We start from the raw sequence: 23,777 nt of genomic DNA, 5'->3' as shown, positions 1-23,777 counted from the left end.
GGGGGTCCAGAGCACGCACCGGACGCCGCTCCTCACCGGGCGAACGTCGACTGCCGCGGCACTAGACCTGAACGGCCTCGTCCCGGGGCGCCCCGGTGGGGTGCCCCGGGGACGGGCTGGTGGGGCGGGCGGCGGGGTGCGTCCACGCCGGGCGGGGTGGGGTCGTGCCGGACGGGCTGCGGCGGGGCCGGGTCAGTCGTCCGTGCTCAGAATGTCGCGCAGAGGCTCGGGGAGCAGCTTGTCGCAGGTCTGTTCCGCCTCGTGGGTCAGGGCGTCGTTCCGGCACGTGTAGTAGTCGTTGTAGACCAGCTGCGCGGTGAAGGACGAGGCGACGAAGAGGACGGCCAGGGAGGACGTGACCAGGCCGGTGATCGCGGCGGTCCGCTGGGCACGGGTGTCCTGCGGGGCGGCCGGGGCCGGATCGTCCGGGGCGGTGGCCGCGCGGGGCTTGGCGCGCAGGGAACTGATGCCCCAGTACAGGGCGAGCACGCCGAGCAGCAGGGCCACGTACGACCAGGAGAAGATCGCGAGGAACAGGGCCCACATGCCGCACAGCAGGGCGTAGCGGGCGCGTCGCTGGGCGGGGTCCATCGGGTCCCAGCGCGGGCCCCCGGCGCCGCCCGGGCCCTCGGGGCCGGAGCCGCCGGGCCGCTCGCCGAAGCCGCCGGAGGAGCGGCCGGGCTGGCGGTCGCTCCACTGGCCCCACGGGGAGCGCCCGCCGCCGCCCTGCGGGCCCTGCGAGCCGTCACCGCCCGACGGGTGCCGCGGCCGCCAGGGCTGGTCCGGCGAGCCCTCCGGGGGCGGGGCGAACGGGTTGTCGTCCTGGGGAGTGCCATCGCCCTGCTCGTCGCCGCTCTTCCGGTCCGAGGAGGCGTCGGGCGGCGTGGAGGGGCGTTCCCGCAGCAACACGGCGCTGCGCTGGTCTGGCTGCGCCGACTGCTGGGGGAGCGTGAGCAGTCGCAGGCTGCGGTCCGGCATCAAGTGAGCGTCTTCCCCTTGGCGATAACGAACGGGCGGCGCCGGAGCGGAGGGCGCGAACGGGCCGCACGACTGGTGAACGTGCGGCACGCGGGTCCCGTTCCCGGTCCGGTTTCCCGCAGACGCTACCTGTCGGCCGCGCCCCCGTCCCGAGGGGGCCGTCCGGTGTGCCGGTATCGTTGCTGGCGGTCGGCCACTTCGTAGACTCCCCCGTATCCCGGGGCGCGAAGCATTCGTAGGTCCGCACGAACCGGCGAATGCGGGGACCGACCGCCAGACCCGCTCCCCCGAGAAAGGCCCCCACCGTGGCCGCCAAGCCCGTGGCCCAGCGAGCCAAGCGCCTCGTCGTGCTGGTCTCCGGATCCGGCACCAACCTGCAGGCGCTCCTCGACGAGATCGCCGCCACCGGCGTCGACGCCTACGGGGCCGAGATCGTGGCCGTCGGCGCCGACCGCGACGGCATCGAGGGCCTCGCCCGCGCCGAGCGCGCCGGACTGCCGACCTTCGTGAGGAAGGTCAAGGACTACGGGACGAGGGAGGAGTGGGACGCGGCGCTCACCGAGGCCGTCGCCGCCCACGAGCCGGACCTCGTCGTCTCGGCCGGGTTCATGAAGATCGTGGGGAAGGAGTTCCTCGCGCGGTTCGGCGGGCGTCTCGTCAACACCCACCCCGCCCTCCTCCCCAGCTTCCCGGGGGCCCACGGCGTGCGGGACGCACTCGCGTACGGCGCCAGGGTCACCGGCTGCACCGTCCACTTCGTCGACGACGGCGTCGACACCGGGCCGATCATCGCGCAGGGCGTGGTGGAGATCCGGGACGAGGACGACGAGAGCGCTCTGCACGAGCGCATCAAGGAAGTCGAGCGAAGGCTGCTCGTCGATGTCGTGGGGCGGCTCGCCCGCAACGGCTATCGCATTGAGGGACGAAAGGTAGTTATCCAGTGACCGCCACCGCCGAGAGCAACAAGCGGGCCATCCGTCGCGCGCTCGTCAGCGTCTACGACAAGACCGGGCTCGAGGAACTCGCCCGCGGGCTCCACGAGGCCGGCGTCGAACTCGTCTCCACCGGGTCCACCGCTGGCCGCATCTCCGCCGCCGGCGTGCCCGTCACCAAGGTCGAGGACCTCACCGGCTTCCCCGAGTGCCTGGACGGCCGGGTCAAGACCCTGCACCCGAAGGTGCACGCCGGCATCCTCGCCGACCTGCGCCTGGACAGCCACCGGCAGCAGCTCGGCGAGCTGGGCGTGGAGCCGTTCGACCTGGTCGTGGTGAACCTCTACCCGTTCCGCGAGACCGTCGCCTCGGGGGCCACCCCCGACGAGTGCGTCGAGCAGATCGACATCGGCGGCCCGTCCATGGTCCGCGCCGCCGCCAAGAACCACCCGTCCGTCGCGGTCGTCACCAGCCCGGCCCGGTACGGCGACGTCCTCACCGCCGTACGGGACGGCGGCTTCGACCTCGCCGCCCGCAAGCGGCTGGCCGCCGAGGCGTTCCGGCACACCGCCGAGTACGACATCGCGGTCTCCTCGTGGTTCGCCTCCGCCTACGCGCCGGCCGACGACTCGCCGTTCCCGGAGTTCTCCGCCACCAGCCTGGAGCGCGCGCGCACCCTGCGCTACGGCGAGAACCCGCACCAGCCCGCCGCCCTCTACACCGCGGGCACCGGCGGCCTCGCCGAGGCGGAGCAGCTGCACGGCAAGGAGATGTCGTACAACAACTACACGGACACGGACGCCGCCCGCCGTGCCGCGTACGACCACGACGAGCCCTGCGTCGCGATCATCAAGCACGCCAACCCGTGCGGCATCGCGATCGGCGCGGACGTCGCCGAGGCCCACCGCAAGGCGCACGCCTGCGACCCGCTGTCCGCGTTCGGCGGCGTGATCGCGGTCAACCGCCCGGTCTCCAAGGAGATGGCCGAGCAGGTCGCGGAGATCTTCACCGAGGTCATCGTCGCGCCGGACTACGAGGACGGCGCCCTCGAAGCCCTCACCAGGAAGAAGAACATCCGCGTGCTGCGCGCCCCCGAGGCGCCCGCGGCCCCGGTCGAGGTCAAGCCCATCGACGGCGGCGCCCTCCTCCAGGTCGCCGACCGTCTGCAGGCCGAGGGCGACGACCCGAAGACCTGGACGCTGGCCAGCGGCGAGGCCCTGTCCGAGGCGGAGCTGGCCGAGCTGGCCTTCGCCTGGAAGGCGTGCCGGGCCGTGAAGTCCAACGCGATCCTGCTCGCCAAGGACGGCGCCTCGGTCGGCGTCGGCATGGGCCAGGTCAACCGCGTCGACTCGTGCCGCCTCGCGGTGGAGCGGGCCGGCGAGGAGCGGGCGCGCGGCTCCTTCGCCGCGTCGGACGCGTTCTTCCCGTTCCCCGACGGGCCGCAGATCCTGATCGACGCCGGTGTGCGGGCCATCGTGCAGCCGGGCGGCTCGATCCGTGACGAGCTGGCCGTCGAGGCCGCGAAGAAGGCCGGCGTGACGATGTACTTCACCGGGACGCGCCACTTCTTCCACTGATCACCGGACACCGGGCACCGGACAGCGACCGGTGGTCACCGGCCACTGCCCACTGACCACCGGCTACTGACCACCGATCACCGTGCGAGGGCGCGGCGGCACGAGCGACACCGTGGCGCCGCGCCCTCGCCGCGTGCCGGCTGTGCCTCCCCGTCCGGCCGGGCGGCGACAGGTTCGCGCCCCATCGTTGGCCAATTCCTCACAGTCGATCACCATCCGGCGGTCGGCCGTCCATACTGGTGCGACCCGTCCCGGTGATCAGCGCAGTGAGGACCTGGCCGTTCCATGACCACCCCCCGGCCGCGCACATCCGTCTGGGCGGTCCCGGCGCTGTGGACCGTCCTCCTCGGCCTGTGGGGGCTCTCCCGGCAGCACAGCGTGTGGCGGGACGAGGCGGCGACCTGGCTGGTGGCCCAGCGGACGACCGGTCAGATATGGCACACGCTCCAGCACGCGGACGCCGTGCACGGGCTCTACTACCTGTGGATGCACGCCCTCTTCCGCTGCTTCGGACCCGGTATCACGACCCTGCGGCTGCCCTCCGTGCTGGCCATGGCCGCGGCGGCGGCCTGCGTCGCGCTCATCGGGCACCGGCTGGGCGGATTCCGGGCGGGACTGGTGGGCGGGCTGGCCCTGGCGCTGCTGCCGGCCGTGCAGTTCCAGCTCCAGGAAGGCCGCTCGTACGCGCTGGTCGCGGCCTGCACCGGTCTCTCGACGCTGCTGCTGGTCCCGCTGGTGCGGGAGCGCGGCCGGCCGGCGAGGTGGGCCGCCTACGGCGGCGTGGTCCTGGTGGGCGCGCTGCTGCACTGGCTCTCCCTGCTGGTCCTTCCCGCGCACGCGGTGACGCTGGTCTGGGCGCGGGCCGGGCGCGGGGTGTGGGCGCGGTGGGCCGGGGCCTCGGCGTTCGCCGTGGCCGGGACGCTGCCGCTGGTCCTCTACAGCCGGGACCAGTCCGGGCAGGTGGCCTGGATACCGCCCCTGACCTGGCACATGGTGATCGCCCCGGCGGTCCTGCTGGCGGTGGGAGCCCTCGCCGCCCTGTCGACCCGTCCCAGGGCGGGCCGGCTGTCGGCGGCGGCCGTCGGGCTGCCGCTGCTGGCGGTGCCGCACCTCGGCCTGATCGGCCTCTCGTTCGTCCAGCCGGTGTACCTGGACCGGTACGTCGCGTTCAGCCAGCTCGGACTGGCCCTGCTGATCGGCGCCGCACTCGACGCGGCGGCACGGGCCGCGGCCCCGCGGTTCCCGCGGGCGTCCGGGTGGCTGGTCCCCGCGGTGGCCGTCGTGGCGGTGGCCGCACTGCTGCCGCAGTCACTGGCCACCCGGTCACCGGGCAGCAGGGTCGACGACGTGCTGGCGGTCGCGGACCAGGTGCGCAGACTGCGCGGGGACGGGGACGCGGTGCTCTTCGTTCCCGCGTTCCGGCGCGACACCGCGCTGGTCTCGCCCGACGCGTTCGCCGGGCTGCGGGACATCGCGCTGGTCCGGAGCCCCGCGGAGTCCGGGACGCTGGGCGGTGTGGAGGCGGAGGCGGCCAGGATCCGGGCCCTGACGCTGGCCGAGCGGCGGGTTCTGCTGGTGACGGACGCGTCCCTGCCGGACGGGCCGGTACCGGGCGCGCGGGACGGGGTGAAAGTGGCCGTCCTGCGCGAGCACTTCACGGTGGTGGCGGACGAGCGGGTCCGCGGCCGGCGGGTGACCGTCTACGAACGCCGGCCCGGCCGGGCCCCCTGACCCTCCTGGGGCCGAGGACCGGCACGCCGACGGCGGTGGCCTCCGGCCCCTCCTGCGAGGGACCGGAGGCCACCGCCGTCGGGCGGGTCCGGGTCAGCAGGGACGCAGGGACCAGATCGGGTCCCAGGTGGCCGTGCCGGCCTGGTAGGCGGTGGACGTCCAGCGGACGCTGCCGTCCCGGTTGAAGAACTTCGCCACCGTGCCCGGCGTCTGGTTGTTGGTGAACGGACCGTCGCCGGACCAGTTGGTGAGGTTCCACGTCTGGCACTTGTAGAAGTCGAACTTGGTGCCCTTGACGACCATGCACAGGTGGCCGTAGCCGCAGGCCAGGTCCTGGGCGGCCTTGGTCTTGGCCGCCTTGGTGACGGTCAGGCCCTCGTACGTGACCGCGTCGGCGGTCACGCGCAGGGGCTTCGGCTTGTCGGCCAGCACCTCGTCGGCCGCCTTCTGGAGGGCGGTGACGCGGGTGCCGGCCGGGTCGGCGGCGGTGGCCGCGGTCGTGGAGCCGGCGACCAGGGCCGATACCGCGAGGAGCAGTGCGGCGGAAGTGGTGATGTTCACTGTGGTTCCCCCATGAACGTCGGTGTTCCGTACCGCCGAAGCGGTGTGCTCACACCGTGCCCGGGGCCCCCGCCGCGCGGTACCTCGCATCTCTCAGGGTCACTTCCGCGCGGGCGGCGTGTACTCCTTGAGGAAGTGGGCGACGCGGTCGGCGTAGTCGCGGTACTTCGGGGGAACCCCGTCCGCGTCGTTCACCTTCTTGTACGACGTCCGGTAGGCGGCGGCGACCAGCACCCGGCGGTCGCCCGGCAGGCCGGCGTCCAGGCGGGGCGCGATCCAGCACAGGTACCTGCCCATCGCCGGGATGGACTCGGCGGGCGGGAAGGGGGGCTCGGGCACGGTCTCCCCGGGCGTGCCGTCGGCGTTCATCCACCAGCGCAGGACGGTCGGGGTCCAGCGGGCGATGCCGTACTCGTCCTTCGCGGGGTCGGACAGGGCGGGGTCGAAGTCGCTCTCCACCTTGAGCATCGCCGCGATGAGGGCCGGGGTGACCTCCTCGCGGTCGCAGTCGTGCGCCGTCTCGACGATCAGCAGGCGGTAGGCGGGCGGCACGCCCCGGTCGGTGCGCAGCTCGGCGGCACCGTAGGCGGCGGCCACCGTGGCGGCGCCGTCGCCCCGGCCGCCGGATGCCGGGCCGGACGGGTCCCGGCCGCCGCCGGCCAGGGCGGTGATGCCGTAGCCGAGTGCGGCGAGGGCGGTGATCCCCGCGGCCGACGCGGCGAGCACCGCCCGCCGGGGACGCGCACGGAACCGGCGTACGGCCCCCGCCGCACCGCCCGCACCGCCCGCACCGCCCGTGGCCGCCGCCACGCGTCGCAGCAGCGTGTCCGTGCCGACGCGTCCGGCGTGCGTACGGGTCAGACAGTCCCGCACGATGTCCCGCCAGATGTCCGGCAGTCCGGGCGACAGGCGCAGCTCGTCCGTGCCGCGGGCGTAGGCGACGGCGGCGTCGCGGCGGGCGGCCGGGGTGCCGCCGGGCAGCGGGAAGGCGCCGGTGAGGACCAGGTGGGCCAGGACGCCGAAGGCCCACACGTCGGCGGACGGGCGGATCCTGCGGCCCCGTTCGCCGATCTCGGACCACAGCAGCTCGGGCGGCGTGTAGTCGGGGGTGGAGAAGGCGGGCGTGTAGGCGTGGGTGCCCTCCAGCTCGGCGGCCATGTTGAAGTCGGCGAGCCGGACCGAACCGTCGGCCATCAGCAGCACGTTGGCCGGTTTCAGGTCCCCGTGCACCCAGCCCGCCCGGTGCAGCTGGGCCAGCCCCGCGCAGACCTGCGCCAGCAGCGCCGGCCCGTCCGGCGGGCGGGGCGTCGCGGCCAGCCGGGCCGCGAGGGACCCCTCGGCCCGCTCCAGCACCAGGACGGTGGCACCGTCGAGCCGGGGACGGTCCGGGTCGTCGACGGTGAGGGTCTCGTACATCCGGATCAGCCGGGGCTGCCGCAGTCGCCGCAGCAACTGGACCTCACGCTCGATCAGTTCGCGCAGGTGGGTGAGCTGGCGCGGGGTGCCCGTGCCGGTGGGCAGGAACTTCAGGGCGGCCGTGCGGGGCAGGCCGGCGCCCGCGTCGCCGGTGCGGCGGGCGGCGTACACGCTGCCGAAGGCCCCCGTCGCGATCGGCTCGCGCACCTCCCAGACGCCCACCCGGTACCCCCGGGGCACCGGCACGGCGTACGGCTCGCTCACCGCGGCGGCCGTTCGGACGGTGCCGCGAGGACCGCCAGGTCGTCCTCGCGGACCAGGTCGAAGCGGAGCGCCAGCGAGACCAGCGACTCCTTCTTGCCGTTCAGCCGCGGACCCGGCTCGGCCGTCTCCGGGCCCGGCTTCAGGCGCAGCTTCACGGCCAGATAGTCGATGTTCCACTGCACCGACGTACGGGAGGCGGCCGGCCAGGTCGGGCGCAGCCGCTCGACGACCTGGTCCATGGTGGGCAGCGGCGCGTGCGGCGTGCCCCGCAGCCGTGGCTCGCACAGGGCGGCCAGGACCGCGAAGTACCGCTTGGTGCGGTCCACGGAGAAGGCCGGGGCGGTCGGCTCGCCGTCGGTGCCGCCCTCGTCGCGCAGGTAGTCGTGGCGCGGCGCCCACACCTCGACGGGCAGCAGATCGCCCGCGGCGGGCAGCACGATCCGCGAGAACTCGAACGGCACCGGAGCGTCCAGCCGCCCCGGCGCCACCTTGATGTGCTCGCCCGCGCCCTCCGGGTTCTCCACCACGTACGTCTGGCGGGACGACAGATTGCTCAGGGTCCAGAAGGTGCCGTGGGCGGTGATCTCACCCGCTCTGCGGGACACCCCGTCGTGCCCGATCCGCAGGCCGCCCTCGGGCACGGACCGTCCGAAGACGAGCCGCTCGCCGGGAGCGAGCCGGAACTGGGGGCGGGTGCGGTCGCGTTCGTCCTCCGTGGTCGGCGGAGGTACCACGATGATGCTGTACAAGGTGCGTCTCCCCGTGCCTGACGGCTACCCACGTCAGACTAGGGCGACGCACCAGGGCCGTGTCTGCCCTCGTACGGGTGAGACACGGCCCTGGGGAGTGATTGGCGCGAACTGTTCAGTCGCCGTGCGCCCTCAGTAGCGGGGGCGGCTGAACCAGGCGGAACCGGACGGGGCGAGCATCGACGCCGCCATGATGCCGCCGAACGCGATCCACAGCAGCGCCCACACCAGTCCCACGGTGGAGCCCTCGCCGGCCGCGCCTATCAGGATCAGGACGCCGAAGAGGGCGCCCAGGATGCCGTACACCGCGGTGGTGATCCGGATGCCCTGACCACCGCGGCCGAACTTCACGCCCAGCGTGATCGACAGCGCGGCCAGGCCCAGGAAGAGCAGCGCGATCACGAGCATGACACCGGCCGAGGCGTGGCCGAAGTCGGAGAGGGCGTTGTCGCCGAAGGTGTCCTCGCCCGCGTTGGAGGCGTCGTTGACGGCGGCGGCGCCGAGGATCGCGAGCAGGCCGATGAGGATCTGCACGGCGGCCACGATGTAGAGGAGCACGCGGGAGGTGACCATCAGCCCCGGCATCGACTGCGGTGACATCTGGTTCCCGCCCGGGTAACCCGGGTACGCCGGCTGCTGCGGGAAGCCGTAGCCCTGCTGGGGAGCGGCGGGCGGCTGCTGCGGGAAGCCGTAGCCCTGCTGCGGTGCGGCGGGCGGCTGTGCGGGCGGGGGCCCGTAGGGATTGTTCGGGTCGCCGAAACTCATGGCGGTCCTTCCTCCGATGTGCTCCGTGTGCGGGGACGCGCGGCACGGCTCGGAGGAATTTCTCCAGATGGTTGCGGTTCGTCCCCCCGGTACTGCCCGCGGCACTGTGCTGCACCATCGTTCTCGACTGTCACTTGCTTGTCCAGCCGGTTCCGCCAGGTGTTGTGCAAGTGCAACATCCCTGATCACGGCCGCACACGGTGGGCCTCGTCCCCGGGCGCCCGGGACTCCCCGGCCGGTGTCCGCGGGGTGGCCGGATTGGAACAGGGGGCCGGTCATCCGCGAGGATGGGGGCATGACCGCCCAGATTCTCGATGGCAAGGCCACCGCAGCCGCGATCAAGTCCGAACTGACCGCCCGCGTGGCGGCGCTGAAGGAGAAGGGCGTCACGCCCGGCCTCGGCACCGTCCTGGTCGGCGACGACCCCGGCAGCCAGAAGTACGTCGCGGGCAAGCATCGCGACTGCGCCCAGGTCGGCATCGCCTCCATCCAGCGCGAACTGCCCGGCACGGCGACCCAGGAGGAGATCGAGGCGGTCGTCCGCGAGCTGAACGAGGACCCGGCCTGCACCGGTTACATCGTCCAGCTGCCGCTGCCCAAGGGCATCGACGAGAACCGCATCCTCGAACTGATGGACCCGGACAAGGACGCCGACGGCCTCCACCCGATGAACCTCGGCCGCCTCGTCCTCAACGAGCCGGCCCCGCTGCCCTGCACCCCCAACGGCATCCTCACCCTGCTGCGCCGCTACGGCGTGGAGATCAAGGGCGCCGAGGTCGTGGTCGTCGGTCGCGGCGTCACCATCGGCCGCCCGATGCCGCTGCTGCTCACCCGCCGCAGCGAGAACGCCACCGTGACCCAGTGCCACACCGGCACCCGCGACCTGTCCGCCCACCTCAAGCGCGCGGACATCATCGTCGCCGCGGCCGGCTCCCCGCACCTGGTGCGCGCCGAGGACGTCAAGCCCGGCGCGGCCGTCCTCGACGTCGGCGTCTCGCGCAACGCCGAGGGCAGGATCGTCGGCGACGTCCACCCGGACGTGGCCGAGGTGGCCGCCTGGATCTCCCCGAACCCCGGCGGCGTCGGCCCGATGACCAGGGCCCAGCTGCTCGTCAACGTGGTCGAGGCGGCGGAGCGCAGTGCCGGCTGAGAGGCGCGGCGCGGTGTCGGCCGAGGGGAAGAAGGGGACCGGGGGCGAGGACGAGCGCCCGGAGGACGAGCTCACCGTCCGGGATCCCGTCAGCGCGCCCGACGCCGAGGGCAGGCCGCGGCGCGTCACCCGGCGGTTCCCGCTCTTCACGCGGGACACCGCGCGCCCCGAGGGCGGCGGCCGGGCCGCGCCCCGGGACGCCCCGGCGCCCGCCCGGCAGTGGCCGCTGCTCACGGTGGCGGGCCTCGTCGGGACCGGTCTGCTGCTGACCGCGCTGGACGTCTTCCGCTGGGGCACGGTGCTGATCGGTGTCGCGCTGCTGGTCGGCGCCGCGCTGCGCTGGACGGTGCCCGACGTCGGCATGCTCGCGGTGCGCTCGCGCTTCACGGACATCGCCACGTACACCGTCCTGGGGCTCTGCATCTCCCTGCTGGCGCTGATGGCCCAGCCCCATCCGGTGCTGCAGCTCCCGTTCCTGAAGGACGCCCTGCACTTCACGGTCAGCCAAGAAGGCCAGTGACCGGCCCGCGGCGGCCCGTCCTCCACCCCCGTGGGAGGACGGGCCGCCGCCGCGACCAACCCTCCTGCATACGGAACGCCCTGTTCAACGCCTGGCGGGGCGCTGTGGCACGGAAGTGACCGTTCCGCTACGGAGTCCGTGAATGACGGGGTCCTTGTGCCCGGTGTGATCGGACATGTGCGTTCCGTGTGCCGAAGTGTCGACAAGTTCGCGGATGTGCCCCGAGCCGCTCAGGGGCGGGGCTAGCGTGGTCGACCGGGACGGCCCGGGACGCCCCCTACGGGGTCGGGGGCCGGGGGTGTTCCGCACGGCGGTCGGGTCGTTCCGTACGACGGCGGGGGTTCCGTTCGATGCACAGGAACGCCGGTGGGACACTGGACCACGGACCAGCGGGCGTGCGACGGTGCATGCTCGCGGCCTCCATGCTCCTGTGCGCCCCCACCCCGGGAACTGAGATCCTGACCGGGCGCATCCCTGTGGGTAGCCAGAACGGGGACTCGCCGCGGGACGCCGCGCGCGAGGGCCGCGGGGGAACGAGCGGGGAAAGAAACAGCACGTCACCGGGGGAAGAGGGGGGAAGCGATGCCTCGTTGGAAGGCCTTGCCGGAGGAACTCGATCCACAGATCAGAGAGTTCGTCGGCCAGTTGCGCCGACTCGTGGACCGCAGCGACCTGAGCATCGCGTCGCTGGCCGACGCCACGGGTTACAGCAAGACGTCCTGGGAGCGCTATCTGAACGGCCGGCTGCTCGCGCCCAAGGGCGCGATCGTGGCCCTGGCCGAGGTGACGGGGACCAGTCCCGTCCACCTGACCACCATGTGGGAGCTGGCCGAGCGCGCCTGGAGCCGCTCGGAGATGCGCCACGACATGACCATGGAGGCCATCCGGATCTCGCAGGCGCGTGCCGCGCTCGGTGAGCTGGGCACGCCCGCGGCCGGTTCCAGGAAGGGCCGGACCGGCAAGCCGGGCCGGCACAGCGGCGACGCGGCGGCCAAGCCGGGGATCGCCGGGCCGGGCGGTGTGGCGCCCACGCTGCCGCCGACGACGGTCCCCGCGCAGCCGACGGCCGCCGACAGCCCCGACTCGGCCGTCGGCCGGGTCCGGGGCGGTGGTGCGCTCGGCGGGCCCTCGGTCACGTCCTCCGGTGGGCCCTCCGACGGCAACTCGTGGGGGCTCGCGGGATACCGGGGGCCGGCACCCACCGGCGAGCGCGCACCGCGCACCGGGGCCGGTGGGTACGAGAACGGTCCGGCCGCCACCGCACCGGTGCCGGAGAGCCGCGGGGCCGCGGACGCGTACAGCCAGCCCGCGCAGGGCGGCTCCGGGGCGCGGAACGGCGCCTCGGGGGGCGGCAAGCGGACGGGGATGCTCGCCGCGGGCGTCGTCGGTGTGCTCGTCGTGGTCGCCGGCGCGTTCTTCCTGCTGAACGGCGGCGGCGAGAAGAAGGACGAGAGCACCAAGCCGTCCCCGTCGCCCACCGTCAGCACCAGCACCCAGCTGCCACCCGGGGTGAAGTGCGGCGGCGACCAGTGCACCGGCAAGGACCCCGAGACCATGGGCTGCGGCGGCGACCTGGTGACCACCGCCGCGAAGGCCACCGTCGGCACGGCGTCCGTCGAGGTCCGCTACAGCAAGACCTGCGGCACCGCGTGGGCCCGCGTCACCCAGGCCGCCCAGGGTGACGAGGTCCACGTCAGCGCGGGCGGCAAGAACGAGCAGACGGGCAAGGTCACCAGCGCCGGCTCCACGGTCGCGTACACCCCGATGGTGGCGGTGAAGACCGCGGACGAGGCCAAGGCATGCGTGACCCTGGCGGCGGGCGGCCAGGGCTGCACGAACTGAGGGACCTGCCCCGGGCCGGTGCCCGAGCCCCGCGTCCGGGCCGGGAACGCTGTCGGCGAATCCACCCGACGGCTGTCGGGCGCGTCCCGGACTCCCCCGATGGGAGCGGATGTCCCGGCAGGACAACGTGCGGGCGGCGTGGCTGAAGGTCCGCCGGTCCGGGCGCGGCTCCCGCGCCGGAGCGGCGCCCCGGCCGGAGGGGCGCGGCCCGGGACGGAGCGCGCCGCACCCCGGCGGTGTCGGGCCGGCGGCTCGGGTGCGGGAGGGACGGAACCGCTGCTCGCGCGGGGGCGCGATGGGCCGTTCGGGGGAGATCGCGAAGGTGCGGAAGAAAATCTTCCCCGCACAGGCATGGCCGACGCCTTCGGGGGCACGCGACAGGTGTCCCCCCACGGGAGTCCGGCAACGGCCCCCGAACGGCGGTCGCCTCAGTCCCTCCTCTCCCGGACAGGCGGCCGCCTTTTCCTGGCCCGCTTCCCGACCGCGCCGCCGCGCGGCCCGTGCGTCCTCCGGGTGACCGGACACGGGTCTGTGGGACGGGCCACACCGACCCGGACGTCCCGGACACCGCGGGCGCGATAGCCTGACCGCTGGATCTCTCTTGACGCCAAGAGATCGATCATCCGTCGGTGATCCATCCGTACCGGCGATCGATCATCACGGCGGGCCGGTCACGAGCCGGAGCGGGATCCCGCACCCCGGGGCAGGGACGCCCCACCGCCAGCTGTCATACGGAGAACGCCATGACCCGCACTCCCGTGAACGTCACCGTCACCGGCGCGGCCGGCCAGATCGGTTACGCCCTGCTCTTCCGCATCGCCTCCGGCCAGCTGCTCGGCGCGGACGTGCCGGTCAAGCTGCGCCTCCTGGAGATCACTCCGGCGCTCAAGGCCGCCGAGGGCACCGCGATGGAGCTGGACGACTGCGCGTTCCCGCTCCTGCAGGGCATCGAGATCACCGACGACCCGAACGTGGCCTTCGACGGCGCCAACGTCGCCCTCCTCGTGGGCGCCCGCCCCCGCACCAAGGGCATGGAGCGCGGTGACCTCCTCGAGGCCAACGGCGGCATCTTCAAGCCGCAGGGCAAGGCCATCAACGACCACGCCGCGGACGACATCAAGGTCCTCGTCGTCGGCAACCCGGCCAACACCAACGCCCTGATCGCCCAGGCCGCCGCCCCGGACGTACCGGCCGAGCGCTTCACCGCGATGACCCGCCTCGACCACAACCGCGCGCTGACCCAGCTCGCGAAGAAGACGGGCACGTCGGTCGCCGACATCAAGCGCCTGACCATCTGGGGCAACCACTCCGCCACCCAGTACCCGGACATCTTCCACGCCACGGTCGCCGGCAAGAACGCCGCCGAGGTCGTGGGCGACGAGAAGTGGCTGGCCGACGACTTCATCCCGACCGTCGCCAAGCGCGGCGCGGCCATCATCGAGGCCCGCGGCGCGTCCTCGGCCGCCTCCGCCGCCAACGCCGCCATCGACCACGTGTACACGTGGGTCAACGGCACCGCCGAGGGCGACTGGACCTCCATGGGCATCCCGTCCGACGGCTCCTACGGCGTCCCGGAGGGCCTGATCTCCTCCTTCCCGGTCACCTGCGAGGACGGCAAGTACGAGATCGTCCAGGGCCTGGACATCAACGAGTTCTCCCGCGCCCGCATCGACGCCTCCGTCAAGGAGCTGTCGGAGGAGCGCGAGGCGGTCCGCGGCCTCGGCCTCATCTGACACCCCGCACCACGACACCGACGGATCGGTCGTCCGATCGGTGCACCGGTCCCCGGTGCCGCCCCGGCGGCCCGGGGACCGGTGCGTTTCGGCCGGCACCCTGTCGACGTCCCACCCGGCGCCCTGTCGGCGTTCCGGTCCTGCCGGTCCCGTCGCTCCCCTGTGCCGCTGCCCGCCGACTCGCCCGAAGTCGCCGGACTCCACGTGCGTCGGGGGTCGCCGCGGCCCTCGTACGGACACCGGCGGACCCGGCGCACTTCCGTTCCCGCAACCGCACGCCTTCGGGCCCAGGGCATGAGCACCCGGCCCCGCGGACGACATCCGCGTGACTCACGGGCGCTGGGCAGGGCGCGGAAGATGCCGGCCCTGCTCAGGGGGTGTATCCCCCCGGCGGGATCCGGCGGCTGACCATCAGCCGGTTCCAGCCGTTGATGACGGCGATCAGCCCGACGAGGTGGGCCAGCTCGCCGTCCGTGAAGTGCGCGGCGGCCCGCTCGTACACGGCGTCGGGCACGAAGCCCTCCGTCAGGACCGTCACCGCCTCGGTCAGCGCGAGCGCGGCCCGCTCCCGCTCGTCGTAGAGCTCCTCGGCCTCCTCCCAGGCGTCGAGCAGGCCGAGCCGCTGCTCGCTCTCCCCGTTCTTCCGGGCGAGGGCGAGGTGCATGTCCAGGCAGAACGCGCAGTGGTTGAGCTGCGAGGCCCGGATCATCACCAGTTCGGCGAGCGCGGGGTCGCCGAGCCCCTTCTTCGCCGCCGCGCTGAGCGCGGACATGGCCTGGGCGACCTCCCGGTCCAGGAGCCGGCTACGGGCCGTCATCCGTGCTGCCCCGGCCGGTAGTGACCCGGGGTCATGCGGCAGGTCACGCCGAAGCGGTTCCAGGCGTTGATCACCGTGATGACGGCGATCAGCTGTGCCAGCTCGGACTCGTCGAAGTGCTCAGCGGCCCTCGCGTAGACCTCGTCGGGCACGAAGCCGTCCGTCAGCACGGTCACGGCCTCCGTCAGCTCCAGCGCCGCCAGCTCCCTCTCGGTGTAGAAGTGCCGCGACTCCTCCCAGGCACTGAGCTGCACGATCCGCTCCACGCTCTCGCCGGCCGCGAGGGCGTCCTTGCTGTGCATGTCGACGCACAGCGCGCAGCGGTTGATCTGGGAGGCGCGGATCTTCACCAGCTCGGACAGCGTGGGGTCCACCCCGCGCCGCGCGGCCGCGTCCAGCCGGATCATCGCCTTGTACACCTCGGGCGCGTGCTTGGCCCACTCCAGCCGTACGGGCAGTTCGGAGGCGTACTCCGTGGTCGTCGTGTCATCGGTGTGCGTCGTCATGCCTCGACCCTAGGAACGAAGCAGCCCAGGGGTATGGTCCACTTCCATGGCGAAACCCTGGGCCACTCTCGGCGTCGACCTGCACCTGGAACCGGCCGGGCCGGGGCTGCGCCGCGGGCTGACCGACGCCCTGCGCGAGGCCGTCCGCACCGGACGGCTGGCCGCCGGCACCCGGCTGCCCTCCTCCCGCAGCCTCGCCGCCGACCTCGGCATCGCCCGCAACACCGTCGCCGACGCCTACGCCGACCTCGTCGCCGAGGGCTGGCTCACCGCGCGCCAGGGCTCCGGCACCCGCGTCGCGGACCGCGCCGTCGTCCCGCAGGCCGGCACGACCCCGCGCCCCCGCACCCCCACCCGCCCCGCCTACGACCTCCGCCCGGGCACGCCCGACCTCGCCTCCTTCCCGCGCGCCGAGTGGCTCAGGGCCGCCCGCCGCGCCCTCACCGCCGCCCCCCACGAGGCCCTCGGCTACGGCGACCCCCGCGGACGCCCGGAGCTGCGCACCGCGCTGGCCGGCTACCTCGCCCGGGCCCGCGGCGTGCGCGCCGACCCCGAACGCCTGCTGGTCCTCGGCGGGTTCGCGCACGGCCTGACCCTGCTCGCCGCCGTGCTGAAGGCGCGCGGCGTGCACACCGTCGCCGTCGAGTCGTACGGCCTGCACGTGCACCGCGACCTGCTGTCCGCCGCCGGACTGCGCACCGTCCCGCTGCCCTTCGACGCGCGCGGCACCGACCCCGTCGGGCCGGCCGGCGCGGGCGCCGTGCTGCTCACCCCCGCCCACCAGTTCCCGATGGGCGTCCCCCTGCACCCCGACCGGCGGGCCGCCGTCGTGGACTGGGCGCGGCGCACCGGCGGCCTGGTCCTGGAGGACGACTACGACGGCGAGTTCCGCTACGACCGCCAGCCCGTCGGCGCCCTCCAGGGCCTGGACCCCGACCGCGTCGTCTACCTCGGTACCGCGAGCAAGTCCCTCGCCCCCGGCCTGCGGCTGGCCTGGGCGGTGCTCCCGCCGGGCCTCGCCGACGACCTCACGGCGTCCCGCGGGGGCCTCGACACCAGCGGCGTGCTGGACCAGCTGACCCTGGCCGAGTTCCTCACCTCCGGCGCCTACGACCGTCACGTCCGCGCCGCCCGTCTGCGCTACCGGCGCCGCCGGGACGCCCTGGTCGCGGCGCTCGCCGACCGCGCGCCCGAGGTGCGGGTCACCGGGATCGCGGCCGGCCTGCACGCCGTCCTCCGGCTGCCGCCCGGCACCGAGCAGCAGGTGGTCCGGGCGGCGGCCTGGCAGGGCCTCGGCCTGTACGGCCTGTCCCTCTTCCGCCATCCCGAGGCCGCGACCGAACCGCTGGACGCCGTGGTCGTCGGCTACGGCACCCCGCCCGACCACGCCTGGGCCGGCGCCTTGGATGCGCTGTGCCGGGCGCTGCCGTAGAGTCCGTACACTCACTCGATCGGCCCAACTGTCGTACAGCTGCGTGGACAACGGGGAGACAAGGACATGGCTCAGACCCGGCGACGGCTGCGGTCCAGCACCGTGGTGCTCGGCGGCATGGGAGTGCTCGCGGCGGCCCTGAGCGCATGCGGCTCGGACCCCGACCGCCGCTGCGTGGACCGCGACAGCTACGACTACCTCAACGGCTACAAGGTCGTCGCCGACAAGAACTGCGGGACGGGCTCGTCCGGCAGCTCCTCCGTCAAGGGCCGCAAGACCTCCCGCGTCACGGACGCCGACTGGTACTACGACGCCGACGTCAGCAACGGCTGGGCCGACTCCGGCACCTTCAGCCGCGACGAGGCCGTCGACCGCGGCGGCTTCGGCTGCTCGGGCTCCGGCAGCGGCGGCGGCTGAGCCGCGATGGAACGCCGCACCATCACCCCCCGCCCCGACTGGCAGCGGACCGTCGAGGAGCAGGGGCTCATCTACCCCCTCACCCGCTACCCCGACGACTCCCTGCGCCCCTACTGGGACGAGAGCGCCTACTACGTCTTCCCCCTGGACGAGGTCGAGGCGCTGGAGGAGGTCGTCGAGGAACTGCACCGCATGTGCCTGGCGGCGGCCGAGCACATCGTGACCGCCGGCCGCTTCGCCGACCTCGGCATCACCGATCCGCGCGTCGTCCACGCGGTCACCGAGGCCTGGCGGCGGCGTGCCGAACTCCCCTCCGTCTACGCCCGCTTCGACCTGCGCCACGACGGCACGGGCCCGGCCAAGCTCCTGGAGTACAACGCCGACACCCCGACCTCACTGGTCGAGGCGGCCTCCCCGCAGTGGTTCTGGATGGAGGAGCGCTTCCCCGGCGCCGACCAGTGGAACTCCCTCCACGAGCGCCTCGTCGACGCCTGGAAGAAACAGGCCGCCCTCCTGCCACCGGGCAGCCCCCTGTACTTCGCGCACTCCTCGGACGACGAACTCGGCGAGGACCTGATGACGGTCGCCTACCTCAAGGAGACCGCCGAGCAGGCCGGCCTGGCCACCGACTGGATCTCCATGGAGGAGATCGGCTGGGACCGCCTCTCCGGCCGCTTCGTCGACAACAGGCTCCGTTTCATCCGCAGCATCTTCAAGCTCTACCCGTGGGAGTGGCTCACCACCGACCGCTTCGCCGGCCACGTCCTGGACACCCTCGACAACGGCGGAGGCACCGGCACCACCCTGTGGATCGAGCCGGCCTGGAAGATGCTGCTCAGCAACAAGGCCCTGTTGGCGGTCCTGTGGGAGCTGTACCCCGGCCACCCGAACCTCCTCCCGGCGTACCTGGACGGCCCGCGCGAGCTGGCCGGCACCACGGGCTGGGTCGCCAAGCCCCTCCTCGGCCGCGAGGGCGCCGGCGTCACGATCCACGCCCCCGGCACCGACCCGACGCCCCGCGCCGAACCCTGCTGCTACCAGGAGCTGGCCCCCCTGCCCGCCTTCGACGGCAACCACGTCGTCCTGGGCGCCTGGGTCGTGGAGAACGAGTCGGCGGGCCTGGGCATCAGGGAGTCCTCGGGCCTGGTGACGGACGAGTACGCGAGGTTCCTGCCCCACGTGATCCTTTAGGAGGCCTCGGGGGAAGCACCCCGAAGGGGCGCGGGGCTGTGACACGGGCGGCTTTGCCGCGTGGGCGCGACCAGCCACGCCGAGTCCGCAGCCCGCGACGGACGACGACCGCGCGGACCCTCCCGCATCCCGGACACCCCCCGCGCCCCTCCCCACGCACAGGTACGCTGACCCTGGGCCGTGACTGGCGCGCTGGGATGGGACCAACCATCGGGGAGCGGCCCGAGCGATGAGAGCCGTGCGCCTGGGCCGACCCGAACGCCGACCACTACGTCCGGAGGTCCTCATGTCCGCGGAGCAGCCGCTCACCCCCGAGTCCGTCGCCTACCGTGCCGCGCTGCGAGCGATCCGCGCCGTCGAGCCGCGCGTCGCCGACGCCATCGGCCAGGAGCTCGCCGACCAGCGCGAGATGCTCAAGCTGATCGCCTCCGAGAACTACGCCTCCCCGGCCACCCTGCTGACCATGGGCAACTGGTTCAGCGACAAGTACGCCGAGGGCACCGTCGGCCGCCGCTTCTACGCCGGCTGCCGCAACGTCGACACCGTCGAGTCGCTGGCCGCCGAGCACGCCCGGGAACTCTTCGGCGCCCGCCACGCCTACGTCCAGCCGCACTCCGGCATCGACGCCAACCTGGTCGCCTTCTGGGCCGTGCTCGCCGACCGCGTGGAGGCGCCGTTCCTCCAGAGGACCGGCGTCCGCCAGATCAACGACCTGACCGAGGCCGACTGGGCCGAGCTGCGCCGGGCCTTCGGCAACCAGCGCATGCTCGGCATGTCCCTCGACGCGGGCGGCCACCTCACCCACGGCTTCCGCCCGAACATCTCCGGCAAGATGTTCGACCAGCGCTCCTACGGCACGGACCCCACGACCGGCCTCATCGACTACGAGGCCCTGCGCGCCCAGGCCCGCGAGTTCAAGCCGCTGATCATCGTCGCCGGCTACTCCGCCTACCCGCGCCTGGTGAACTTCCGGATCATGCGCGAGATCGCCGACGAGGTCGGCGCGACCCTCATGGTCGACATGGCGCACTTCGCCGGCCTGGTCGCGGGCAAGGTGCTCACCGGCGACTTCGACCCGGTCCCGCACGCCCAGATCGTCACCACGACCACGCACAAGTCGCTGCGCGGCCCGCGCGGCGGCATGGTGCTGTGCGACGACTCCCTCAAGGACCAGGTCGACCGCGGCTGCCCGATGGTCCTCGGCGGCCCCCTCCCGCACGTCATGGCCGCCAAGGCCGTCGCCCTCGCCGAGGCCCGGCAGCCCGCGTTCCGGGACTACGCCCAGCGCATCGTCGACAACTCCCGCGCCCTCGCCGAGGGCCTGATGCGCCGCGGCGCCACCCTGGTCACGGGCGGCACGGACAACCACCTGAACCTGATCGACGTGGCGTCCTCCTACGGCCTCACCGGCCGCCAGGCCGAACAGGCCCTGCTGGACTCCGGCATCGTCACCAACCGCAACGCCATCCCGGCCGACCCGAACGGCGCCTGGTACACCTCCGGCATCCGCGTCGGCACCCCGGCGCTGACCACGCGCGGCCTCGGCACCGCCGAGATGGACGAGGTCGCGGGCCTCATCGACCGCGTCCTGACGGCCGCCGAGCCCGGCACCACCAAGTCGGGCGCCCCCTCCAAGGCGTCCCACGTCCTGGACGGGAAGATCTCCGACGAGATCTCCCGCCGCGCGACCGACCTGGTCGCCGGCTTCCCGCTGTACCCGGAGATCGACCTGGGCTGACCCGCCCGGCGGCGGTCAGAGGTCGATCAGTTCCTGACGCGGCCCGCCGCGCGGCGGGCCGGCACCGCGCCGGGCCGCCGCGCGGCGTACCAGCAGGGTCGCGGCGACCCCCGCCGCGAGCCCCGCGGCGGCCCACCGCACCCCGTCCCACGGGCCGCCGGCGCCACCGTCACCGGTGGCCGCGGGCTCCTCGCCGATGAATCCCTCGGCGACCAGCCGGTCGTACACCCGCCGCGGTGCCCGGTGCCAGCGGATGTCGTCGTCCGCCACGTCCGGCGCCGGATCCGTGCGCACCCACGGGGTGCCGTCCTCGGCCACCAGCACCTGGTCCTGGCGCAGCATCGCCACGTCGCCGCCGGGCGCCCGCCGCGTCTGCGGCCAGCCCCCGACCCCGGTCAGTCCCCACAGCACGGTGAACCGCACGGGCGGAGCCCCGCCCGTCGTCCAGTCCTCAGGGACCCGCTCCGTGGGGATCGGCGCCGTCTCCGGGTGCGCCGGCTCCAGCAGGCTCCGCAGCCGGTCGAAGTCGGGCTCCCCGGCGTGCCAGGACGCGGTGCGCCCGGTACCGGACCACACGACCACCGCCACGTCGGGCTGATCGCGCGGCGCGCCCGGTGCCGCCGCCGCCCCCGGCACACCCCCGAACAGCACCGCCGCCGCCGCGGCCACCGCACCCACCGACCGTCGCATGACGCCCCCTCCCGGCCCCGGTCCCCTTGGTACACCACCGCGGACGGCCGGGAACACCTCCGTACCGGACCAGTGCCCGACCGACCGCCACGGCCTGAGAGAATGGCTGGCATGGTGAATGACCGTCCCCGCGTGCTCTCCGGTATCCAGCCGACCTCCGGCTCGTTCCACCTCGGCAACTACCTCGGCGCCGTCCGCCAGTGGGTCGACATGCAGGACACCCACGACGCGTTCTACATGGTCGTCGACCTGCACGCGATCACGGTCCCGCAGGACCCGAAGGTCCTGCGGGAGAACACCCGGGTCGCCGCCGCCCAGCTCCTCGCGGCCGGTCTCGACCCGGAGCGCTGCACGCTGTTCGTCCAGAGCCACGTGCCCGAGCACGCCCAGCTCGGCTGGCTGATGAACTGCATCACCGGCTTCGGCGAGGCCTCCCGGATGACCCAGTTCAAGGACAAGTCCGCCAAGCAGGGCAGCGACCGCACCACCGTCGGCCTGTTCACGTACCCGATGCTGATGGTCGCCGACATCCTGCTCTACCAGGCCGACCAGGTCCCCGTCGGCGAGGACCAGCGCCAGCACCTGGAGCTGACCCGCGACCTCGCGGACCGGTTCAACCAGACCTACGGCGACACCTTCACCGTCCCGAGCGCGTACATCCTCAAGGAGACGGCGAAGATCTACGACCTTCAGGACCCGACCGCCAAGATGAGCAAGTCGGCGGCCACCCCGAAGGGCCTGATCAACCTGCTCGACGAGCCGAAGGCCACCGCGAAGAAGGTCAAGAGCGCGGTCACGGACACCGACACGGTGATCCGCTTCGACCGTGAGCACAAGCCCGGCGTCAGCAACCTGCTGACGATCCACTCCACGCTCACCGGCACGTCGATCCCCGAGCTCGAGCAGCGGTACGAGGGCAAGGGCTACGGCGCGCTGAAGACGGACCTCGCCGAGATCATGATCGAGTTCGTGACGCCCTTCCGGGAGCGCACCCAGCAGTACCTGGACGACCCGGAGACCCTCGACGCGGTGCTGGCCAAGGGCGCGGAGAAGGCCCGTTCCGTCGCCGCGGAGACCCTGGCCCGGGCGTACGACGGCATGGGCTTCCTGCCCGCCAAGCACTGACCGGCGGCACCGCGCCGAGCGCCCGGCACGCCGCCGTAGCGCTGCACATCACTCCGGTTGCGCCTGCCCGGGACGGGGCCGTGGCCGTACAGTCGATATCCGGGTGGCCGCACCGGTGGCCACCGCCGCACGCCGGTGGGCGGGCGGCACCGACAGAACGACAGGGAGACGACGTGGGGACCGTAACGATCGGCGTGTCGATCGCGGTCCCGGAGCCTCACGGCAGCCGGCTTCAGCAGCTGCGCGCGGGCTTCGGCGACGCCGCGGCACACGGCATCCCCACGCACGTCACGCTGCTGCCGCCGACCGAGATCGACGGCGCGGCGCTGCCCGCCGTCGAGTCGCACCTGGCGGAGGTGGCGGCCCGCGGCAGGCCCTTCCCGATGCGGCTGTCCGGCACCGGCACCTTCCGCCCGCTGTCGCCCGTCGTCTACGTCCAGGTCGTCGAGGGCGCCGCGGCCTGCTCCTGGCTCCAGAAGCGGATCCGCGACTCCTCCGGGCCGGTCCCGCGCGAACTGCAGTTCCCTTACCACCCGCACGTCACCGTCGCGCACGGCATCGACGAGGCCGCGATGGACCGCGCCTACGAGGAACTGGCCGACTACGAGGCCCAGTGGCCCTGCACCGGCTTCGCGCTCTACGAGCAGGGCGCCGACGGGGTGTGGCGCAAGCTGCGCGAGTTCCCCTTCGGCAGTGCGGTCGTCCCCCCGCAGGCCGACCGCGTGGAGAGCGGCACCCTGCCGACCCGCTAGTGCCGCGGCGGGCGACGTTCGCCCGGTGAGGAGCGGCGTCCGGTGCGGCGAGTGGGGGCACCCCCTCCGGGGGAGCGTGCCGGGCGTCGCGACGGGGCGAACGTCGCCTGTTGCGGCACCAGTACCTCACACCGGCAGCCGCCGGAACAGCGGTCGCGGCAGGTGCCGCAGGGCCGACATCACCAGCCGCAGCGCCCCCGGCACCCACACCGTCTCCGAGCGGCGCCGCAGCCCCAGCTCGATGGCCGACGCGACCGCCTCGGGCGTCGTCGCGAACGGCGCCTCCTCCCTCCCGGCCGTCATCCGCGACCGCACGAACCCGGGGCGTACGACCATGACGTGCACGCCCGTGCCGTGCAGCGCGTCGCCCAGACCCTGCGCGAACGCGTCCAGGCCGGCCTTGCTGGAGCCGTAGATGAAGTTGGCCCGGCGGGCCCGCTCCCCGGCCACCGACGACAGCACCACCAGCGAGCCGTGCCCCTGCGCCTGCAGCGCGCCGGCGCTGACCAGCCCGGCAGACACCGCGCCGGTGTAGTTGGTCTGCGCGACCCGCACGGCGTTCAGCGGCTCCCGCTCGTCGTGCGCCTGGTCGCCGAGGACGCCGAACGCGAGCAGCACCAGGTCGATGTCGCCCTCGGCGAACACCTTGCCGAGCGCCTCCTCGTGGGAGGCGGGGTCCAGCGCGTCGAAGGCGACGGTGCGCACCTCGGCGCCGAGCCCCCGCAGCTGCCCGGCCGCCGCGTCCAGGGCGGGGGAGGGGCGGCCGGCCAGCCACACGGTGCGGGTGCGCCGGGCGATCAGACGGCGCGCGGTGGCCAGCGCGATCTCGGACGTACCACCGAGCACGAGAAGGGACTGGGGGAGGCCGAAGGCGTCCTTCACGACAGCTCC

General features: G+C 73.6%; 22 protein-coding genes and 1 riboswitch. Of the genes, 13 read left to right on the top strand and 9 right to left on the bottom strand.

Annotated features, from left to right (window positions below; translation table 11 throughout):
* Nucleotides 1-192: 192 nt before the first annotated feature.
* The gene (locus ACIRFH_RS02365) at nt 193-978 is read right to left on the bottom strand and encodes a hypothetical protein (protein WP_403516698.1); all 786 of its coding nucleotides are present in this window, start codon (nt 976-978) and stop codon (nt 193-195) included.
* A 305-nt stretch (nt 979-1,283) separates the two neighbouring features.
* Between ACIRFH_RS02365 and purN the strand changes: the two genes are divergently transcribed.
* The 3 genes from purN to ACIRFH_RS02350 all read left to right on the top strand — a co-directional run bounded on the left by purN (nt 1,284) and on the right by ACIRFH_RS02350 (nt 5,218).
* Nucleotides 1,284-1,922: a phosphoribosylglycinamide formyltransferase gene (gene purN, locus ACIRFH_RS02360; RefSeq protein WP_403516697.1), complete on the top strand. Its 639-nt coding sequence runs from the start codon at nt 1,284-1,286 to the stop codon at nt 1,920-1,922.
* Nucleotides 1,919-3,487 (top strand): bifunctional phosphoribosylaminoimidazolecarboxamide formyltransferase/IMP cyclohydrolase, encoded by a 1,569-nt coding sequence (gene purH / locus ACIRFH_RS02355; protein ID WP_403516696.1) that lies wholly within the window; start codon nt 1,919-1,921, stop codon nt 3,485-3,487. Before purN ends, purH begins: the two co-directional genes overlap by 4 nt.
* A gap of 285 nt (nt 3,488-3,772) precedes the next feature.
* Nucleotides 3,773-5,218: a hypothetical protein gene (locus tag ACIRFH_RS02350; protein ID WP_403516695.1), complete on the top strand. Its 1,446-nt coding sequence runs from the start codon at nt 3,773-3,775 to the stop codon at nt 5,216-5,218.
* Nucleotides 5,219-5,311: 93 nt separating this feature from the next.
* On the opposite strand, the gene ACIRFH_RS02345 is transcribed toward ACIRFH_RS02350, so the two are convergent.
* From ACIRFH_RS02345 to ACIRFH_RS02330, 4 genes are all read right to left on the bottom strand, one after another.
* Nucleotides 5,312-5,779 carry a hypothetical protein gene (locus ACIRFH_RS02345; protein WP_403516694.1) on the bottom strand — a complete coding sequence of 156 codons (468 nt, stop codon included), beginning with the start codon at nt 5,777-5,779 and terminating at the stop codon, nt 5,312-5,314.
* A gap of 99 nt (nt 5,780-5,878) precedes the next feature.
* Nucleotides 5,879-7,459 (bottom strand): protein kinase, encoded by a 1,581-nt coding sequence (locus ACIRFH_RS02340; RefSeq protein WP_403516693.1) that lies wholly within the window; start codon nt 7,457-7,459, stop codon nt 5,879-5,881.
* Nucleotides 7,456-8,208: an FHA domain-containing protein gene (locus tag ACIRFH_RS02335; RefSeq protein WP_403516692.1), complete on the bottom strand. Its 753-nt coding sequence runs from the start codon at nt 8,206-8,208 to the stop codon at nt 7,456-7,458. The genes ACIRFH_RS02340 and ACIRFH_RS02335 overlap by 4 nt, the downstream gene beginning before the upstream one ends.
* A 132-nt stretch (nt 8,209-8,340) precedes the next feature.
* On the bottom strand, nt 8,341-8,973 hold the full coding sequence (locus ACIRFH_RS02330) for a hypothetical protein (protein WP_403516691.1): 633 nt from the start codon (nt 8,971-8,973) through the stop codon (nt 8,341-8,343).
* 295 nt (nt 8,974-9,268) lie between these two features.
* Here ACIRFH_RS02330 and ACIRFH_RS02325 point away from each other — a divergent pair, with 295 nt between their 5' ends.
* The 4 genes from ACIRFH_RS02325 to ACIRFH_RS02310 all read left to right on the top strand — a co-directional run bounded on the left by ACIRFH_RS02325 (nt 9,269) and on the right by ACIRFH_RS02310 (nt 14,218).
* Nucleotides 9,269-10,123, top strand: coding sequence for a bifunctional methylenetetrahydrofolate dehydrogenase/methenyltetrahydrofolate cyclohydrolase (locus ACIRFH_RS02325; RefSeq protein ID WP_403516690.1), 855 nt, complete (start codon nt 9,269-9,271; stop codon nt 10,121-10,123).
* A 13-nt stretch (nt 10,124-10,136) separates the two neighbouring features.
* Nucleotides 10,137-10,643 carry a DUF3017 domain-containing protein gene (locus ACIRFH_RS02320; RefSeq protein WP_403516951.1) on the top strand — a complete coding sequence of 169 codons (507 nt, stop codon included), beginning with the start codon at nt 10,137-10,139 and terminating at the stop codon, nt 10,641-10,643.
* A gap of 582 nt (nt 10,644-11,225) precedes the next feature.
* Nucleotides 11,226-12,485, top strand: a complete 1,260-nt coding sequence (locus tag ACIRFH_RS02315; RefSeq protein WP_403516689.1) for a DUF2690 domain-containing protein — start codon at nt 11,226-11,228, stop codon at nt 12,483-12,485.
* Nucleotides 12,486-13,228: 743 nt separating this feature from the next.
* On the top strand, nt 13,229-14,218 hold the full coding sequence (locus ACIRFH_RS02310; RefSeq protein WP_403516688.1) for a malate dehydrogenase: 990 nt from the start codon (nt 13,229-13,231) through the stop codon (nt 14,216-14,218).
* Between the two features lie 370 nt (nt 14,219-14,588).
* Here ACIRFH_RS02310 and ACIRFH_RS02305 read toward each other — a convergent pair whose 3' ends face one another.
* Nucleotides 14,589-15,035, bottom strand: coding sequence for a carboxymuconolactone decarboxylase family protein (locus ACIRFH_RS02305; RefSeq protein WP_403516687.1), 447 nt, complete (start codon nt 15,033-15,035; stop codon nt 14,589-14,591).
* The gene (locus tag ACIRFH_RS02300) at nt 15,032-15,541 is read right to left on the bottom strand and encodes a carboxymuconolactone decarboxylase family protein (protein WP_403516686.1); all 510 of its coding nucleotides are present in this window, start codon (nt 15,539-15,541) and stop codon (nt 15,032-15,034) included. Before ACIRFH_RS02300 ends, ACIRFH_RS02305 begins: the two co-directional genes overlap by 4 nt.
* Before the next feature lie 46 nt (nt 15,542-15,587).
* Between ACIRFH_RS02300 and ACIRFH_RS02295 the strand changes: the two genes are divergently transcribed.
* From ACIRFH_RS02295 to ACIRFH_RS02280, 4 genes are all read left to right on the top strand, one after another.
* Nucleotides 15,588-16,973, top strand: coding sequence for a PLP-dependent aminotransferase family protein (locus tag ACIRFH_RS02295; protein ID WP_403516685.1), 1,386 nt, complete (start codon nt 15,588-15,590; stop codon nt 16,971-16,973).
* 66 nt (nt 16,974-17,039) lie between these two features.
* Complete coding sequence (locus tag ACIRFH_RS02290) at nt 17,040-17,390, top strand: hypothetical protein (RefSeq protein ID WP_403516684.1); 351 nt, start codon at nt 17,040-17,042, stop codon at nt 17,388-17,390.
* 6 nt (nt 17,391-17,396) lie between these two features.
* Nucleotides 17,397-18,581, top strand: coding sequence for a glutathionylspermidine synthase family protein (locus ACIRFH_RS02285; RefSeq protein WP_403516683.1), 1,185 nt, complete (start codon nt 17,397-17,399; stop codon nt 18,579-18,581).
* A gap of 170 nt (nt 18,582-18,751) precedes the next feature.
* A riboswitch (ZMP/ZTP riboswitch) is annotated at nt 18,752-18,838 on the top strand.
* Nucleotides 18,839-18,867: 29 nt separating this feature from the next.
* The gene (locus tag ACIRFH_RS02280; RefSeq protein ID WP_403516682.1) at nt 18,868-20,319 is read left to right on the top strand and encodes a glycine hydroxymethyltransferase; all 1,452 of its coding nucleotides are present in this window, start codon (nt 18,868-18,870) and stop codon (nt 20,317-20,319) included.
* A 15-nt stretch (nt 20,320-20,334) separates the two neighbouring features.
* On the opposite strand, the gene ACIRFH_RS02275 is transcribed toward ACIRFH_RS02280, so the two are convergent.
* Nucleotides 20,335-21,009, bottom strand: coding sequence for a hypothetical protein (locus tag ACIRFH_RS02275; protein ID WP_403516681.1), 675 nt, complete (start codon nt 21,007-21,009; stop codon nt 20,335-20,337).
* Nucleotides 21,010-21,120: 111 nt separating this feature from the next.
* Between ACIRFH_RS02275 and trpS the strand changes: the two genes are divergently transcribed.
* Both trpS and ACIRFH_RS02265 read left to right on the top strand, forming a co-directional pair.
* Complete coding sequence (trpS, locus tag ACIRFH_RS02270) at nt 21,121-22,134, top strand: tryptophan--tRNA ligase (protein ID WP_403516680.1); 1,014 nt, start codon at nt 21,121-21,123, stop codon at nt 22,132-22,134.
* 173 nt (nt 22,135-22,307) lie between these two features.
* Nucleotides 22,308-22,886, top strand: a complete 579-nt coding sequence (locus tag ACIRFH_RS02265; protein ID WP_403516679.1) for a 2'-5' RNA ligase family protein — start codon at nt 22,308-22,310, stop codon at nt 22,884-22,886.
* Nucleotides 22,887-23,012: 126 nt separating this feature from the next.
* Here the strand turns inward: ACIRFH_RS02265 and ACIRFH_RS02260 are convergent, their stop codons facing one another.
* Nucleotides 23,013-23,768 (bottom strand): decaprenylphospho-beta-D-erythro-pentofuranosid-2-ulose 2-reductase, encoded by a 756-nt coding sequence (locus tag ACIRFH_RS02260; protein WP_403516678.1) that lies wholly within the window; start codon nt 23,766-23,768, stop codon nt 23,013-23,015.
* Nucleotides 23,769-23,777: the final 9 nt, after the last annotated feature.

This window comes from Streptomyces sp. NPDC093586, from assembly GCF_044764905.1.
In the GTDB taxonomy this organism is placed as follows: Bacteria; Actinomycetota; Actinomycetes; order Streptomycetales; family Streptomycetaceae; genus Streptomyces.
This window is presented reverse-complemented; position numbering and strand designations above follow the sequence as displayed.

Excerpts from the sequence above, each read along its gene's own strand:
- ACIRFH_RS02365 (WP_403516698.1), bottom strand. The coding sequence starts at position 978 with ATGCCGGACCGCAGCCTGCGACTGCTCACGCTCCCCCAGCAGTCGGCG.
- ACIRFH_RS02350 (WP_403516695.1), top strand. The coding sequence starts at position 3,773 with ATGACCACCCCCCGGCCGCGCACATCCGTCTGGGCGGTCCCGGCGCTG.
- ACIRFH_RS02330 (WP_403516691.1), bottom strand. The coding sequence starts at position 8,973 with ATGAGTTTCGGCGACCCGAACAATCCCTACGGGCCCCCGCCCGCACAG.
- ACIRFH_RS02325 (WP_403516690.1), top strand. The coding sequence starts at position 9,269 with ATGACCGCCCAGATTCTCGATGGCAAGGCCACCGCAGCCGCGATCAAG.
- ACIRFH_RS02315 (WP_403516689.1), top strand. The coding sequence starts at position 11,226 with ATGCCTCGTTGGAAGGCCTTGCCGGAGGAACTCGATCCACAGATCAGA.
- ACIRFH_RS02310 (WP_403516688.1), top strand. The coding sequence starts at position 13,229 with ATGACCCGCACTCCCGTGAACGTCACCGTCACCGGCGCGGCCGGCCAG.
- ACIRFH_RS02305 (WP_403516687.1), bottom strand. The coding sequence starts at position 15,035 with ATGACGGCCCGTAGCCGGCTCCTGGACCGGGAGGTCGCCCAGGCCATG.
- ACIRFH_RS02300 (WP_403516686.1), bottom strand. The coding sequence starts at position 15,541 with ATGACGACGCACACCGATGACACGACGACCACGGAGTACGCCTCCGAA.
- ACIRFH_RS02295 (WP_403516685.1), top strand. The coding sequence starts at position 15,588 with ATGGCGAAACCCTGGGCCACTCTCGGCGTCGACCTGCACCTGGAACCG.
- ACIRFH_RS02290 (WP_403516684.1), top strand. The coding sequence starts at position 17,040 with ATGGCTCAGACCCGGCGACGGCTGCGGTCCAGCACCGTGGTGCTCGGC.
- ACIRFH_RS02285 (WP_403516683.1), top strand. The coding sequence starts at position 17,397 with ATGGAACGCCGCACCATCACCCCCCGCCCCGACTGGCAGCGGACCGTC.
- ACIRFH_RS02280 (WP_403516682.1), top strand. The coding sequence starts at position 18,868 with ATGTCCGCGGAGCAGCCGCTCACCCCCGAGTCCGTCGCCTACCGTGCC.
- ACIRFH_RS02275 (WP_403516681.1), bottom strand. The coding sequence starts at position 21,009 with ATGCGACGGTCGGTGGGTGCGGTGGCCGCGGCGGCGGCGGTGCTGTTC.
- trpS (WP_403516680.1), top strand. The coding sequence starts at position 21,121 with ATGGTGAATGACCGTCCCCGCGTGCTCTCCGGTATCCAGCCGACCTCC.